18 protein-coding genes are annotated in these 15,978 nt (G+C 30.1%); 6 read left to right on the top strand and 12 right to left on the bottom strand.

Annotated elements, in window-relative coordinates:
- The first annotated feature begins 14 nt into the window (after positions 1–14).
- The 6 genes from priA (at position 15) to atpC (ending at position 6,864) form a co-directional block, all read left to right on the top strand.
- Complete coding sequence (priA, locus tag ACTTA8_RS06265) at positions 15–1,970, top strand: replication restart helicase PriA (protein ID WP_440654960.1); 1,956 nt, start codon at positions 15–17, stop codon at positions 1,968–1,970.
- Between the two features lie 108 nt (positions 1,971–2,078).
- Positions 2,079–2,636 (top strand): ATP synthase F1 subunit delta, encoded by a 558-nt coding sequence (gene atpH, locus ACTTA8_RS06260; protein WP_075506074.1) that lies wholly within the window; start codon positions 2,079–2,081, stop codon positions 2,634–2,636.
- Entirely contained in the window at positions 2,637–4,172 is a 1,536-nt protein-coding gene (gene atpA, locus ACTTA8_RS06255; RefSeq protein ID WP_262589886.1) for a F0F1 ATP synthase subunit alpha, read from the top strand.
- A 6-nt stretch (positions 4,173–4,178) separates the two neighbouring features.
- The gene (locus ACTTA8_RS06250) at positions 4,179–5,051 is read left to right on the top strand and encodes a F0F1 ATP synthase subunit gamma (RefSeq protein ID WP_075506072.1); all 873 of its coding nucleotides are present in this window, start codon (positions 4,179–4,181) and stop codon (positions 5,049–5,051) included.
- Positions 5,052–5,053: 2 nt separating this feature from the next.
- A complete protein-coding gene (atpD, locus tag ACTTA8_RS06245) occupies positions 5,054–6,472 on the top strand; it encodes a F0F1 ATP synthase subunit beta (RefSeq protein ID WP_262589885.1) in 1,419 nt (472 codons plus the stop codon).
- Positions 6,472–6,864, top strand: a complete 393-nt coding sequence (gene atpC, locus ACTTA8_RS06240; protein ID WP_440633077.1) for an ATP synthase F1 subunit epsilon — start codon at positions 6,472–6,474, stop codon at positions 6,862–6,864. Before atpD ends, atpC begins: the two co-directional genes overlap by 1 nt.
- On the opposite strand, the gene ACTTA8_RS06235 is transcribed toward atpC, so the two are convergent.
- From ACTTA8_RS06235 to metX, 12 genes are all read right to left on the bottom strand, one after another.
- Positions 6,857–7,333: an RNA pyrophosphohydrolase gene (locus ACTTA8_RS06235; protein ID WP_440654959.1), complete on the bottom strand. Its 477-nt coding sequence runs from the start codon at positions 7,331–7,333 to the stop codon at positions 6,857–6,859. The genes atpC and ACTTA8_RS06235 overlap by 8 nt on opposite strands.
- Before the next feature lies 1 nt (position 7,334).
- Positions 7,335–8,471, bottom strand: a complete 1,137-nt coding sequence (locus ACTTA8_RS06230; RefSeq protein WP_440654958.1) for a S41 family peptidase — start codon at positions 8,469–8,471, stop codon at positions 7,335–7,337.
- Positions 8,468–8,818 carry a ribosome silencing factor gene (rsfS, locus tag ACTTA8_RS06225; protein WP_440654957.1) on the bottom strand — a complete coding sequence of 117 codons (351 nt, stop codon included), beginning with the start codon at positions 8,816–8,818 and terminating at the stop codon, positions 8,468–8,470. The genes ACTTA8_RS06230 and rsfS overlap by 4 nt, the downstream gene beginning before the upstream one ends.
- Positions 8,819–8,835: 17 nt before the next feature.
- Positions 8,836–9,363, bottom strand: coding sequence for a nicotinate (nicotinamide) nucleotide adenylyltransferase (nadD, locus tag ACTTA8_RS06220; protein ID WP_440655473.1), 528 nt, complete (start codon positions 9,361–9,363; stop codon positions 8,836–8,838).
- Complete coding sequence (locus ACTTA8_RS06215; protein WP_440654956.1) at positions 9,359–10,609, bottom strand: glutamate-5-semialdehyde dehydrogenase; 1,251 nt, start codon at positions 10,607–10,609, stop codon at positions 9,359–9,361. The genes nadD and ACTTA8_RS06215 overlap by 5 nt, the downstream gene beginning before the upstream one ends.
- The gene (proB, locus tag ACTTA8_RS06210) at positions 10,610–11,716 is read right to left on the bottom strand and encodes a glutamate 5-kinase (protein ID WP_440654955.1); all 1,107 of its coding nucleotides are present in this window, start codon (positions 11,714–11,716) and stop codon (positions 10,610–10,612) included.
- A complete protein-coding gene (cgtA, locus tag ACTTA8_RS06205) occupies positions 11,706–12,689 on the bottom strand; it encodes an Obg family GTPase CgtA (RefSeq protein ID WP_440654954.1) in 984 nt (327 codons plus the stop codon). Before cgtA ends, proB begins: the two co-directional genes overlap by 11 nt.
- Positions 12,690–12,715: 26 nt before the next feature.
- The gene (rpmA, locus tag ACTTA8_RS06200; RefSeq protein ID WP_075506491.1) at positions 12,716–12,970 is read right to left on the bottom strand and encodes a 50S ribosomal protein L27; all 255 of its coding nucleotides are present in this window, start codon (positions 12,968–12,970) and stop codon (positions 12,716–12,718) included.
- Positions 12,971–12,984: 14 nt separating this feature from the next.
- The gene (gene rplU / locus ACTTA8_RS06195) at positions 12,985–13,383 is read right to left on the bottom strand and encodes a 50S ribosomal protein L21 (RefSeq protein ID WP_440633072.1); all 399 of its coding nucleotides are present in this window, start codon (positions 13,381–13,383) and stop codon (positions 12,985–12,987) included.
- A 66-nt stretch (positions 13,384–13,449) separates the two neighbouring features.
- Positions 13,450–14,169: a hydroxyacylglutathione hydrolase gene (gene gloB, locus ACTTA8_RS06190; protein WP_262589875.1), complete on the bottom strand. Its 720-nt coding sequence runs from the start codon at positions 14,167–14,169 to the stop codon at positions 13,450–13,452.
- A complete protein-coding gene (gene metW / locus ACTTA8_RS06185) occupies positions 14,170–14,766 on the bottom strand; it encodes a methionine biosynthesis protein MetW (RefSeq protein ID WP_262589873.1) in 597 nt (198 codons plus the stop codon). It lies immediately after the preceding gene.
- A complete protein-coding gene (gene metX / locus ACTTA8_RS06180; RefSeq protein ID WP_440654952.1) occupies positions 14,756–15,886 on the bottom strand; it encodes a homoserine O-acetyltransferase MetX in 1,131 nt (376 codons plus the stop codon). Before metX ends, metW begins: the two co-directional genes overlap by 11 nt.
- Between the last annotated feature and the right edge of the window lie 92 nt (positions 15,887–15,978).

Genomic DNA, 15,978 nt, shown 5'->3' with positions numbered 1-15,978 from the left:
CATATTATAAAAATATGAAATTTCCGATTCTTTTACCTAATATTTTTGATCATCCATTTACTTATGAAAGTAGTATTGATCTCGAATTGGGAGATTATGTGGAAGTTCCTTTTGGTAAATCAAAAATTACAGGTGTAGTTTGGGATGAATTTGAAAAAAATAGCAACAAAACGTTTAAAATAAAAAAAGTTTTAAGGAAGTTAGATGTGACTCCTCTAAAAAAAAATACTATTAAATTTTTAAACTGGTTTTCAGAGTACAATATTATTCCAAAAGGAATGGCTCTAAAGCTTATTTTATTAAGTAGTCATGCAATAGAAAATAAGGAGCTAAGTTCTTATAATAATTTTAAAAGTGAGATTAAAAATACATCTATAAAATTAACCAAATATCAAATCAAAGCATATGAGGAAATGGTAAGCACTAACCAAAATTTTAGAGTACATGTGTTACAAGGAACAACAGGATCAGGTAAAACTCTTGTGTATTTTGAAGCTTTAAAAAACCTTATAAAACAAGGATATCAGGGGTTAATTTTGTTACCTGAAATAGGTTTAACAGGTCAATTTGAAAAAAAATTTAATGAATATTTTGGTTTTAATGCGGCTGTGTGGCACTCAGGAGTTTCAAAAAAAAAGAAAGAATTAATTTGGAGTGGAATATCAAATGGAGAAGTTAAAGTAATTATAGGAGCAAGATCATCATTATTTTTACCTTTTAAAAATCTAGGTATGATAATTGTAGATGAAGAGCATGATCAATCATTTAAACAAGATGAAGGTGTAACTTATAATGCACGAGATATGGCAATTTCTAGAGCTTCATTTGAAAATATACCAGTTAATTTAGTAACAGCTGTTCCATCAATTGAAACTTTTGAAAATATTCAAAAAGGAAAATATTCTTTATCAAGACTTACAGAGAGGTATAAAAATGCTTCATTACCAAATTATGAAATTATAGATCTTAATAAAACTAAACTTGAAAAACAATCTTGGTTATCAGATAAAATAATTGAAAAAGTACATTTTCACCTTGAGAGAAAAGATCAGGTTTTATTTTTTTTAAATAGAAGAGGTTTTTCACCTCATGCGTTGTGCAAAAATTGTTTAACTAGCTATTCTTGTCCAAATTGTACTATCAACCTTGTTTATCATAAAAATAAAAATAATTTATTATGTCACTATTGTGGTTTTAAAACTGATTTAAAAAGAGATTGCTCAAAAGAGGGTGAATGTAATTTTGTCTTTAGTGGACCTGGTGTAGAGAGGATATCTGAGGAAGTTAAAAAAAAATTTCCTAATAAGGAAGTTGAAATTTTTTCAAGTGATACAATGAATAAAAAAGACTCATCAAGCAAATTAGAAAGAATTATAAATAATCAAACCGAGATATTAGTTGGTACACAATTAATTTCTAAAGGATTTCACTTTCCAAGTTTAAATTGCATTGTTGTTGTTGATATTGATTTATCAGCTAACGGAAATGATTTAAGAGGAGCTGAAAAAAATTTGCAGTTATATCATCAGTTATCAGGAAGAGCTGGAAGAACAGGAAAACCTGCAACAGTATATTTTCAAACCTATAACAATAATAAAAATATGATTTTAGAAATTACAAATAAAAATCCTGATATATTTTTAAAAAGAGAACTGGAAATTAGAAAAAAAAATAAACTTCCACCTTATCAAAGATTTATTTCTCTGATTATGACTGGTGAAAATCAAAAAAAATTAGAAAAAGAGGCTTATGACTTTAAAAATTATTTAGAAAACAATATCGAGGGGAATATATTAGGTCCAGTTGAAGCTCCTATATTTAGACTAAAAAGAAATTTTAGAGTCAGATTTTTAATTAGAGGTTCAAAATCTATGAAACTGCAAAATGCTATTGCAAAATCAGTTCCAAAATACAAATTTCCAAAAGGAATAAAACTTTCAGTTGATGTTGATCCAATTAACTTCAATTAGGCCCAAAAAAGAGGACTTTTTCGTCAATCAGTCACTTGAAGACACAAAGGTCATGTGCTAATTAGAGCGTGATTTTTAAATAATCTTCAACATTTTAGAGGTATCAAGTTGAGCAAAGACACAGGATTTTCAATTACTTCAGCAGAAAGGTATTCACTTGCGCTTTATGAATTATCTACTGAAAGCAATGTTACATCCCAAATAGAAGAGCAGTCACTCTCAGTTCTAAAATTGCTAGAACAAAGCCAAGATTTTTCAAATTTAATAAAAGATCCAACTACAAGCCAAGATGATTTATTAAAAGTAGTCAATACAATCTCAGAAAATTATAAATTTGATCAATTGTTAAAAAATTTTTTAAGTTTTTTAATTCAAAAGAGAAGGTTCTTTTTTGTAGAAAGAATTCTTAAAAGTTTCATCGAGATCTGTTCAGAAAAAAGGGGAGAACTAAAAGCCGAATTAAGATCTGCTAAACAATTATCTAATGAAGAAATTAAACAAATTACGGAAGAATTAACTAAAAACTTTAGTTCAAAAATAAAATTAAACTACAAACATGATGAAAGTTTAATAGGAGGTTTAGTAGTACAGGTAGGGAGTACTATGGTTGACACCTCAATTAAAAGTAAATTACAACAAATCGAAAATAGAATGATAGAGGCATAAATGGAAATAAATCCTTCAGAAGTTACAAAAATATTAAAAGAACAAATAAAAAATTTTGGAGATAAAGCAGAGGTTACTGAGGTAGGTCAGGTTTTATCAGTTGGTGATGGTATCGCTAGAATTTACGGTCTTGACAATGTTCAGGCTGGAGAGATGGTTGAATTTTCTGATGGCTCTAAAGGTATGGCCCTAAACTTAGAGAGCGAAAACGTTGGTGTTGTAATTTTTGGTGATGACAGAAATGTTAAAGAAGGTGATGTTGTAAAAAGAACTGGAAAAATTGTTGATACGCCAGTTGGAAAAGAGTTACTAGGTAGAGTAGTAGATGGTTTAGGAAATCCAATTGATGGCAAGGGTGCATTAGATAAAAGTGTACAAAAGAGCAGAGTAGAGGTTAAGGCTCCTGGAATTATCCCTAGACAATCAGTTAATGAACCAATGCAAACAGGTTTAAAATCAATTGATAGTTTGGTTCCAATCGGAAGAGGACAAAGGGAATTAATCATTGGTGATAGACAAACAGGAAAAACTGCGGTTGCAGTTGATGCAATCATAAACCAAAAAAAGATCAATGAATCAGGCGATGAAAAACAAAAATTATATTGTATTTATGTTGCTGTAGGTCAGAAAAGATCAACTGTTAGACAAATTCAAAAAACTTTAGAGGAAGCTGGTGCAATGGAATACACAACAATTGTTGCTGCAACAGCATCAGACTCAGCGCCACTTCAGTTTTTAGCTCCATATACTGGTTGTGCTATGGGTGAATATTTCAGAGATAATGGAATGCACGCGTTGATTATTTACGATGATTTATCAAAACAAGCAGTTGCTTACAGACAAATGTCACTTTTACTTAGAAGACCTCCAGGACGTGAGGCTTATCCAGGAGATGTATTCTATTTACATAGTAGATTATTAGAAAGAGCTGCAAAATTGAGTGATGAACATGGTGGAGGATCTTTAACAGCACTTCCAATTATTGAAACTCAAGGTGGAGACGTATCTGCATTTATTCCAACAAATGTAATTTCAATTACGGATGGTCAGATTTTCTTAGAAACTGAATTATTCAACCAAGGAATAAGACCTGCAATTAACGTTGGTTTATCAGTTTCAAGGGTAGGCTCATCTGCACAAACTAAAGCGATGAAAAAAGTTTCAGGATCTATGAAACTTGAGCTTGCTCAATATAGAGAAATGGCAGCATTTGCTCAATTTGGTTCAGATTTAGATGCTTCTACTCAGCAGTTATTGAATAGAGGATCAAAATTAACTGAGCTTTTAAAACAAAAGCAATATTCTCCAATGACAGTTGCTGAACAAGTAATTTCGGTTTTCTGTGGTGTTAAAGGATATCTTGATGATATCGATTTAAAAGACGTTGCAGGTTTTGAAAGTAAAATCATTGAAAAATGTAAATCAGAAAAACCTGAGATTATTGAGTCGATACAAAGTTCAGGAAAACTTGAAGAGGATAAAGAAAAGTTATTAGTTGAACTGATTACTCAATTAAAGGAAACCCTTAAATCTTAATTTGATATGGCAAGTTTAGACGACCTAAAAAAAAGAATAGCCAGTGTAAAATCTACACAAAAGATTACTAAGGCTATGAAAATGGTTGCAGCTGCAAAATTGAGAAAAGCACAAGAAAGTGCTGAAAAAGGACGGCCTTATTCAGAAAAAATGAACAATGTAATTTTAAACCTTTCTAGTGGAATTTCAGATAAAGAAAATGCACCAAAGTTATTAGCTGGTACAGGACAAGACAAAGTTCACCTTTGTGTTGTTATGACATCAGATAGAGGTCTATGTGGTGGATTTAATTCTAACATAATTAAGAAAGCAAAAAGTTACTTTTCTAAAATTTTAGATGAGAATAAAGAGCTTAAAATTATCACTGTAGGTTCAAAGGGCAATGACCAGCTTAAGAGAATTTATGGTGATAAAATAATTGAAAACATTTCATTTAAAGAGTCGAAAAATGCAAATTATTTTGATGCAGACAAAGTAGGAAAAATTATTATTGAAAAATTTGAAGCAGGTGAATTTGATGTTTGTACGATTTTTTACAATAAATTTAAAAATGTAATTACGCAAATCCCACAGGCTCAACAAATAATCCCTTTAAATGATGAGGGAAGTGAAAATAGTTCAGATGAAAGTTACGAATTTGAACCAGATGAAGATGAAATTTTAAGCAATTTGTTGCCAAAAAATATTTCAACACAAATATTTAAGGCAATGTTAGAGAATTCAGCTAGCGAACAAGGATCCAGAATGAGTGCAATGGATAATGCAACCCGAAACGCAGGTGAAATGGTTGACAAACTTACTATCGAATATAATAGAAGTCGTCAGGCAGCAATTACTAAAGAACTAATAGAAATCATATCAGGAGCAGAAAGTTTATAATTATGAGCAAAGGAATAATCACACAAGTTATTGGAGCGGTAGTAGACGTAAAATTTGAGGGAGAATTACCGGAAATTTTAACAGCATTAGAATGTAAAAATGGTGACAATAGATTGGTTTTAGAGGTTGCTCAGCACTTAGGAGAAACTACTGTAAGAACTATTGCAATGGATGCTACTGAAGGATTAAAAAGAGGAGATGAAGTTGTAAATACGAATGCTCCTATCCAGGTACCTGTTGGACCAGAAACACTAGGTAGAATTATTAATGTAATTGGTGAGCCAATCGACGAAAGAGGTGAGGTTAAAACTAAAGAAAGCTGGCCTATTCACAGAGCTGCGCCTGAATTTAATGATCAATCAACTGAAACTGAAATATTAGTTACTGGTATTAAAGTTATCGACTTATTAGCACCATATGCCAAAGGAGGAAAAATTGGACTATTTGGAGGTGCTGGTGTTGGTAAGACAGTTTTAATTATGGAATTGATTAACAACGTTGCGAAAGCACATGGTGGATTTTCAGTTTTTGCTGGAGTTGGAGAAAGAACTAGAGAAGGAAATGATCTTTACCATGAGATGATGGAATCTGGAGTAATCAAGCAAGATGGTCCTGGTTCTAAAGCTGCATTGGTTTATGGACAAATGAATGAACCCCCAGGAGCAAGAGCAAGAGTTGCTTTAACTGGATTAACAGTTGCAGAATATTTTAGAGATCAAGAAGGACAAGACGTTTTATTCTTCGTTGATAATATTTTTAGATTTACTCAAGCTGGTTCAGAGGTATCTGCTTTATTAGGTAGAATTCCTTCAGCTGTAGGATATCAGCCTACATTAGCTACTGATATGGGTAATCTTCAAGAAAGAATTACAACTACAAACAAAGGATCAATTACTTCTGTGCAAGCGATTTATGTTCCAGCTGATGACTTAACTGATCCAGCACCCGCAACATCATTTGCTCACTTGGATGCTACTACTGTACTTTCAAGACAAATAGCTGAAATTGGTATTTATCCCGCAGTAGACCCATTAGATTCTACTTCAAGAATTTTAGATCCAAGAATAGTTGGTGATGAGCACTATAGAGTTGCGAGAGATGTACAAAGAATTTTACAATCTTATAAATCACTTCAGGATATTATTGCTATCCTTGGTATGGATGAATTATCTGAAGAAGACAAATTAGTGGTAGCAAGAGCTAGAAAGATTCAAAGATTTTTATCTCAACCATTCTTTGTTGCGGAAGTATTTACAGGTTCACCAGGAAAATTAGTTGATCTTGAATCTACAATCAAAGGATTTGATGCAATCTGTAAGGGTGAATATGATCACTTGCCAGAAGCAGCTTTTTACATGGTCGGTACAATTGAAGAGGCTATTGAAAAAGCTCAAAAAATGGAAAAAGAAGCTGCAGCTTAATGAGCGAAGAATTTAAAATTGAGATAGTAAATCCTGAAAAATCTTTTTTGGTCAAAGAAGATGTATCAGAAGTAGTAGTACCTGCTTTTGAGGGAGAAATGGGGATATTAAAAGATCACATTTCAATTATCTCATTTTTAAAACCAGGTATTATCAAAGTAAGTTCAAAATCTGGTGATGAAAATTATTATGTTGAGGATGGTATAGTAGAGTTTAAAAATAATAATTTATCTATTCTAACAAGCTCAATTTATAATTTATCTGATATGGATAAATCTGTTCAACAAGATTTACTGAAAAAAGCTGAAGAAGAGGCAGGAAAGTCAGATATTAATGATCAAGCTAAATATTTAGTAGATCAAAAAATTGAAGTTTTAAAAACTCTTAATTAAGAATTTTTTTTACTTTATCTTTAACTTCTTTGTACACGTGAAGTTTAAAATCAACCACTAAGTCTGTTATTTTGTCTAGCTCTACCCATTTCCACTCTAAAAACTCAGGGTGTTTAGTTTTGATATTTATTTCACTATCTGACCCAACAAATCTCATTAAAAACCATTTTTGTTTTTGACCTCTGTACTTTCCTTTCCAAATCAAACCAAGCAATCTATCTGGAAGTTCATAAGTTATAGTCCCGTCTAATTCTTTGATCAATTCGACACTCTTAATACTAGTTTCCTCTTCTAATTCCCTGTAAGCAGCTTTTAAAAAATCCTCACCTTCATCTACACCGCCTTGTGGCATTTGCCAAAAATTTTTGGGGTTATCTATTCTTTTGGCAACAAACACTTTATTCTCTTTATTTAACACAACAATTCCTACTCCACTTCTTAGTGGAAGATTATGTAAATCTTTTTTCATTTTATCCGTTGAGTAATTTAATTGCGTAATTTAGTTGATTATCAGTGTCAGTTCTTATTTTAAAATTATCACCTTCTTCATTCACCTCAATGTCTGGACGTACACCAACCTCAGATATAGATTTCCCAGATGGAAGATAATATTTTGCAACAGTTAAACGTATTGCGCCTCTATTTTTAAGAGGAATAATAGATTGAACTGAACCTTTACCATAACTGTTTTCACCTATAACAATTGCTCTTTTGTGATCTTTTAAAGCTCCTGCAACAATTTCTGATGCTGAAGCTGATCCATAATTTATCAGTACTAATAATGTTTTTCCGTCAGTTATGTCTCCTTTTTTTGCAAACCATTTTCTATTATCAGATTTTTTTCTACTTTTAGTAGAGACAATTTCACCATTTTCTAAAAAGAAATCAGATATTCTTATTGCTTGGTTTAGTAATCCACCTGGATTATTTCTTAAATCCAAAATAAATGAATTAAGATTTTTATTTTTTTTTAATTTCTTTATTTGTTTTTCTATTTGATCACTACTGTTTTCATTAAATGAAGTTAATCTAATATAGCCAATATTTTCTTCTAATAACTCTGACTTAACTGATTGAATTTCAATTATCTCTCTAATGATATTAAATGTTAGTGCTTTTTTTTCTCCTCTTCGTCTAACTGTTAATTCTATACTTGAACCTACTGGGCCTCGCATTAAATCAACAGCTTCACTTAGAGATTTCCCTTGAACTTGGGTATCATTAATTTTCACAATGTAATCACCAGCTTTTAATCCAGCTTTTGACGCTGGTGTGTCATCAATAGGTGAAATAACTTTAACAACTCCTGCTTCCATACTTACCTCAATTCCAAGGCCGCCAAATTCACCGCTAGTTTCAGTTTGCATTTCCTCTAGAATTTCAGGAGACATATAAGAGGAATAAGGGTCTAAAGATTGAAGTAAGCCATTGATAGCAGAGTCCATGCTTTCAGATTGATTGATCTCATCAATATATTCTCTATTTATTTTTTCTAAAACCTCGCCAAATAAATCTATCTTTTTGTAAATATCTACTTCAGAAGAGTTTGCTGAACTTAAATAAAAAAATGATAAAAAAATAATTGAGTAATATTTAATTATTTTCATATCATTACTTTTTCTTTAGGAATAAATTCTGACCAGATTTTTTCTAATTCATAAAATTTTCTTTTCTCTGGATGAAAAATATGAACGATTAGATCTATACCGTCTACCAATTTCCATTCACCACTTTCTTTACCCTCAATTTTAGAGTCTTTAATTCCATTATCTTTAAGCTTTTCTAACACTTGTTCAGATAAAGATTGTATATGTCTAGATGATGTACCGCTTGCTATTATCATATAATCTGCCATCGAACTTTTATCTTTTAGATCAATAGTTACTATGTCTTCAGCTTTGTTAAGATCTAATGTGGTGATTACAATTTCTTTGAGATTTGAAATTTTATCCATTAATTAAATTCAGACTATCAAATTTTTCTTAATTGAGAAGATGAAATGTTGACTTTATTAAACTCTATGAATTTGAGGGAGGTATTACGAAGAGCCCTAAATGTCTTTGATTTTAATGAGTTTTTTTTATAACCATGTCTATCGAAAACTAAAATATTACACTTTTGTGAAATAGATTTTGATTTATACCATCTGTGAAAATTTATTAAGTTATCTGCTCCCATTAAAAAATAGATTTCAATATTTTTATTTTTTTTCAAATGATTAATTAAATCGATTGTTTTATTTGAATTAATTTTATTTTCGTAAAATCTCACTTTTATAAATGAATTTTTACCAATAATTTTTTTACAGAATTTTATTCTTTCAGTAACTGAGGTTTTGCTCTGGTTTTTAAAAGGATTTTTTTTTGTGATTGCCCAAATAATGTTTTTAAGCTCAAATCTTTTTTTTGCTTCTTTTGAAATAGCTAGATGACCTTTATGAGCAGGATCAAATGATCCTCCTAAAATTCCTATTTTTGTTTTATTTGATTTCAAATTAATTTCTTATTTTACCGTTACTTGTAATTTGATATTTGTATGAAACAAGTTGATTAAGTCCTACAGGCCCTCTTGGTGGTAGTACATTGGTAGAAATTCCAACTTCTCCTCCGAACCCAAATTCACCTCCATCTGCAAATTGAGTTGAAGTGTTATGCATAGCAATAGAGCTTTTGACTTCTTTTAGAAATTGATTGGCTGTTTTTTTGTTTTTTGTAATTATTGAATCTGTATGCATTGTTCCATACTTATTAATATGACTTATAGCTTCATTGAGGTTGTTTACTATTTTAACAGAAACTACTGAGCTTAAATATTCTGTAGACCAATCTTTTTCAGTAGCTTTAAAAATTTTACCTTTATAAAATTTAGTCAAAGTCTTTTCTCCATAAATTTTACAACCATTTTTTTCTAAATTACCCAGGATTGTATTGCTAAATTTTTTAACAATATTTTTATGTAGAATAATGGTTTCAGTCGCCCCACATATGCTGGTGTTTCTTAATTTTGCGTTAGTAACAACTCTATTTGCCATCTTTAATTCAGCGTCTTTGTCGACATATGTATGACAAATACCCTCAAGATGACCAATTATAGGAACCTTAGAAAGTTCTTGAACTTTTCTTACAAGATTTTTTCCACCACGTGGGATTATAACATCAATATATTCTTTCATTTTGGAAAGCATTACATCAACCATCTTTCTGTTTTTAGAGTCTATAAATTGTATAAAGTTTTCATCTACTTTATTTTTTTTGAGCGCTTTTCTAAAAAGTTTTGACAAAATTCTATTTGAATTGATTGCCTCAGAACCTCCTCTTAAGATTACAGCATTACCTGATTTGAAACATAAACCCGCAACATCTGATGTAACATTTGGCCTACTTTCATAAATTACACCAATAACTCCTATTGGAATTGATACTCTACTAATATTTAATCCATTAGGTCTTTTCCACTTTTTTAAAACATGATTAATGGGATCTTTAAATTTAATAATACTAATAATAGAATTTCTGATGTCGTTTATTTTTTTCTCATTTAAATGAAGTCTATTAATTAAATTTTCTTTTAATCCTATTTTTTTTGCGTAATTAATATCTTTAGTATTTTCTTTAATTATTAAACCTTTGTTTTCGTTAAGCATTTTGGCATAGGAGGCTAAAACACTATTTTTAACTTTTGTGTCTATTTTATATTGACTTGCTTTTCTTGCTCTTTTACCAATTAAATTCATATAATTATTCATCTATACTTCTACCATATCATCTTTATGAATAACTTCAGATTTTGCAACATACCCAAGTAATTTTTGAATTTCATTCGAATGGTGTCCCATAATTTTTTTTACTTCATCAGAAGAAAAAGAACTTAAACCTCTAGCACATTCATTATTTTTTTTATCTAAAACTTTTATATGATCACCTTTGTTAAATCTTCCTGATACATTTTTAATACCTGCAGCTAGTAAACTTTTTCCAAGCTTTAACGCTTTTTTGGCTCCATCATCAATTACAATATTTCCTTTAGGTGCAATTGAGCTAATTATCCATTTTTTTCTAGCATGAAGTTTAGAGACCTTTGGGCTGAACCATGTACAATTATTTTTTTCAATAATCTTTGAAATAGGATTTGAATACAGTCCGTTTGCAATAATCATACTGCTGCCAGCTAATTGACAAATTTTAGCAGCTTCAATTTTTGTTTGCATTCCTCCACTTCCATATTCATTAATTCCTTTGATATTAATTTCTTTTAAGTCTTTGTTTATATCATTTACTATTTTTATTAGTTTAGCGTCTTTATTTACTTTTGGATTTTTTGTAAAAAGGCCATCTACATCTGAAAGTAAAATTAATGTATCAGCGTTTGTAATTTGAGCTACTCTAGATGCCAATCTATCATTATCTCCATATTTTATTTCAGTTGTTGCAATTGTATCATTCTCATTAACAACTGGGATAAATCCAAGTTCGAATAAATTTTCGAATGTTCTTTTGGCATTTAAGGATCTTCTTCGTTCCTCCGTATCTTCTAGAGTTAACAAAATTTGTGAAATATTTAATTTGAATTTTGAGAAGGTCTGAGAGAATAAATTCATTAGTTCAATTTGGCCAATAGAGGCAATTGCTTGACTTTTATCTAACTTAATATTTTTTTTGTTAAAATTCATTTTTTTACATCCAAGAGCGATAGCACCTGAACTAACAATGACTATTTTTTGATTTTTATCTTTTAGTTTTTTGATGTCCCTCGCAAAGCTTGAAAGCCATTTTTTTCTTATTTTTTTATTTTCATCAACTATTAAAGATGAACCAATTTTAATAACAATAATTTTCGAGTTTTTAAGATACATAGGATAATAATTTTGCCTTAATTTTTGAAACCGACTCTTTATTCAAAGTTGTCATAGTCATTATCTCACAATTTTTATCTTTAGAGAAATCATCAATTACATCTTTAGCTGTGTCTTCATCAATTAAATCTATTTTGTTAAACACAATTAACTCTCTCTTTTCAAGCATTTTAGAACTGTAATTTTTAAGTTCATTTTTAACCTGATCATAAGATTCCTTAAGATCAAGATTAGTAATATCAATTAAATGTAATAAAGATTTGCATCTTTCTATATGTTTTAAAAACTGTATCCCAAGTCCAACACCTTCATGGGCACCTTCTACTAATCCGGGTATATCGGCTATTGTGATTTCTTTATCATCATAGCTAGCAACACCCAAGTTAGGATTAAGTGTTGTAAATTTATAATTAGCAATTTTAGGATTTGCGTTTGTGAGTGCTGCCAACAAACTTGATTTTCCTGCGTTAGGTAATCCGATAATTCCGATATCAGCTATTGTTTTAAGTTGTAACCAAATTGTAAACTCTTCTCCCAAAGTTCCTTTCGTAAATTTTCTTGGAGCTCTGTTTGTAGAACTTTTAAATCTAGTATTTCCCAAACCACCTTTGCCACCATTAGCTGCAATGTACTCTTCTCCTTTTTTGTTAAAATCAAATAATAGAGTTTTGTTATCTTCTTCAAATACCTGGGTTCCAAGAGGAACTTTTAAAACCAAATCATCACCACTTTTACCTGTTCGATTTTGACCAGAACCATTCTCTCCACGCTGAGCTTTATGATGTTGTTGATATCTGTAATCAATTAAAGTGTTTAAGTTTTCTTCTGATTTTAAAATGATAGAGCCACCCCTGCCTCCATCACCTCCATCAGGTCCTCCAAACTCAACATACTTTTCTCTTCTAAAACTTGGTGAACCGTCACCGCCGTTTCCAGCCTTAACATAAATTTTAACTTGATCGAGAAATTTCATAATACAACATTTTCTTGGTTGTACTATTAATTGGGTTTTACTGAAACGTAAGTTCTATCTAATTTAGATTTTTTGAATACAACTTTACCTTTGATAACAGAAAAAATTGAATGATCTTTTCCCATTCCAACATTTTCGCCAGGAAAAATTTTTGTTCCTCTTTGTCTAACAATTATATTTCCAGGTATTACAGTTTCTCCACCGTATTTTTTAACACCAAGTCTTCGACCAGCACTATCTCGTCCGTTTCTCGATGATCCACCTGCTTTTTTTGTTGCCATAATTTACCTAATAACTATTTACTTGCAGCTTCCTTAACTTCTTCTTTTTTGGGAGCTGGTTTAATTTTTTCAGCTTCAGATAATACTTTACCATCTTTTGAAAAAATTTTGTTAATTCTTATCAAAGAAAATTGTTGTCTGTGTCCATTTTTTCTTCTTGAATTTTGTCTTCTTCTTTTTTTGAAAATTAGAATTGTTCTATTTTTACTATTTTTAATTAAATCTGCCTCTACCTTAGCACCTTCAACATTAGGAGTTCCAACCTCAATATTTTTATCATCCCCATATGCTAGGATTTCATTAAATTCTATCTTAGTTTCAGGCTTTGAATCTGGTAATTTTTCAATTTTTAATATCTCACCAGATTTAACTTTGTACTGTTTACCACCTGTTTTTATTACTGCGTATGACATAGTATGAATATTAAATTTAAGTAACCGCAATATAGTTACCGGAAGCCTATAGTCAAGCTGAATTAGTTAGAAATTATCCTTTAAATCCCTTAATTTTGAAAAGGATTTTAGGTCATTAGCTCTTAAAAAAATATTACAATCAATTTCATCTTGTAAGGTTGATGGAATAGTAGGTAAATTATTATTTCTTTGTTGTTTTATAAATTCTATTTTCTTTAACAAAGAAGAGTTTTCAGAATCATGTTTCAAACAGAATTTTGAATTATTTAAAGTATATTCATGGCCACAATAGATTTTTGTTTCTTTAGGTAAAGATTTTAATTTACTTAAAGAGTTATACATTTGTTCATATGTACCCTCAAAAATTCTACCACATCCAAGTGAGAAGAGAGTATCTCCGGTGAATAGTAGGTTTTCTTCAAAAAAATAAAAACAAATATGTCCTGTTGTGTGTCCAGGGATATGAATAATTTTAGCTTTAAAATTTCCGCTATTCCAAATTTCATTATCTTTTAACAAGATATCAATCTCTGGTATCCTTTTTGCATCTCCATTAAATCCTAGAACAACAGATCCAAATTTTTTTTTTAATTCAGTATTACCCCCAACATGATCATAATGATGATGAGTATTTAAGATATATTTTAATTTAATATTTTTATCGTTTAAGTAATTGATTATTGGTTTAGCTTCACTTGGATCAACAACACATGCTTCCTGTTTTTCATTATCAATAATTAAATAACTATAATTATCTTGTAGGCACGGTATAATTTCAACTTTCATTTATTTTTCTATTAAAAATATTCCAAGATCAGCAAATAAATTTTTAGTTCCTAAATTACTATTTGTTATATTTGAAGTGTTGTTACTATTTAAAGCTAAAGTTTTTATCATTTTAATTTCTTTAAATTTTATAAAATTTACAAAATCTTTAATTGTGCACATATGTAAATTAGGCGTACTGTGCCATTGTTCTGGTAAAGATTTTGTTATTGGCATTGTGCCCTTAAATAATAGATGCAATCTAACTTGCCAATTACCAAAATTTGGTATCGTTACAATTGCTTTTTTTCCAACTCTTAAAAGTTCATCTAAAACAATTTCAGGGCTTAAAAATGCTTGGAGTGTTTGACTCAATACTACATAGTCAAACGATTTATCAGGAAATTGTTTTAAGTCTTTCTCTGCGTTACCTTCTATTACAGTTAATCCTTTTGCAATACATTCTTGTACTTTTTCCTTAGAAATTTCTAGCCCTCTTACATTTATATTTTTATGTTCTTTTAAAAATTGCATCAAAGTTCCATCTGCACAACCTACATCTAAAACTTTTTTATTATCCTCAATTAAATCTGATATTACTTTAAATTCATTTTTCATTTTTTAATTCTATATAAGATTTGTCTAAGAAATTCTTCAGAGCATTTAAAAAATCGGGTACATCTAATAAAAAAGAGTCGTGACCTTTATCAGATACAATTTCTACAAAACCAACATCTGCTCCAATAGAATTTAAAGCTATAACAATATCTTTATTTTCTTGGGTTGGATAAAGCCAATCAGAAGTAAAGGAAATAACAAAAAATTTAGCTTTTGTATTTTTAAATGCATCAGACAAATTTCCATTAAATTGTTTAACTAAATCAAAATAATCCATAGCCCTAGTTATGTAGAGGTAACTGTTTGCATCAAATCTATCTACAAACACAGATCCTTGGTATCTCAAATAACTCTCAATTTGAAAATCTGCATCAAAACCAAATTTCAAATCTTCTCTTTCTTGCAATTTTCTCCCAAACTTTTCCTGCAAACCTTTTTTTGAGAGATAAGTTATATGAGCTGCCATTCTTGCAACAGCAAGTCCTTTACCTGGGTTGGTGTTATTAGTTTCATAATTTCCATCTTTCCAATCGCTGTCAGCAGTGATTGCTTGTCTTCCTAGTTCATTGAAAGCAATATTTTGTGCTGAATGACTTGAGGTTGTAGCAATGGGTATAACAGTTTTAGCTTTATCAGGAAAGTTGGTGATAAATTGAAGAACTTGCATACCTCCCATGGAACCTCCGGTAATTGCAAATAGTTTATCAATTCCAAAGTGTTCAAGTAAATTATATTGTGCATTCACCATGTCATTAATTGTAATAACTGGAAAATCAGTTCCAAAAGTTTTCTGTGTTTCAGGATCTTTATGGCTTGGTCCATAAGATCCCATACATCCACCAATTACATTTGAACAAATAACAAAATATTTATTTGTATCTATTGCTTTGTCTGGACCTACAGCAAAACTCCACCAACCGTCTTTTTTAGTAACAGGATTTAAACCAGTTACAAATTGATCTCCAGTTAGTGCATGAAATACTAATATAGCATTGTCTTTATTTTCATTTAAAGACCCATAAGTTTCGAATGCAATTGGAAAATTATTTATAGTTTTACCACAATCCAATTTAAGAGGTTTTTTTATAATTAATGTATTAATATTTTTTTTTGTATTCATTTTAAGGCCTTTAGATGAATTGTGAGAAAAAAAACTATTTTAGCGGTTTTTTTTAAGCGCTCGCAATTCAGTTAAATCAGCGCATAAATTTT

The sequence above is a fragment of the Candidatus Pelagibacter sp. HIMB1506 genome, assembly GCF_052047935.1.
Taxonomy (GTDB): Bacteria; Pseudomonadota; Alphaproteobacteria; order Pelagibacterales; family Pelagibacteraceae; genus Pelagibacter.
This window is presented reverse-complemented; position numbering and strand designations above follow the sequence as displayed.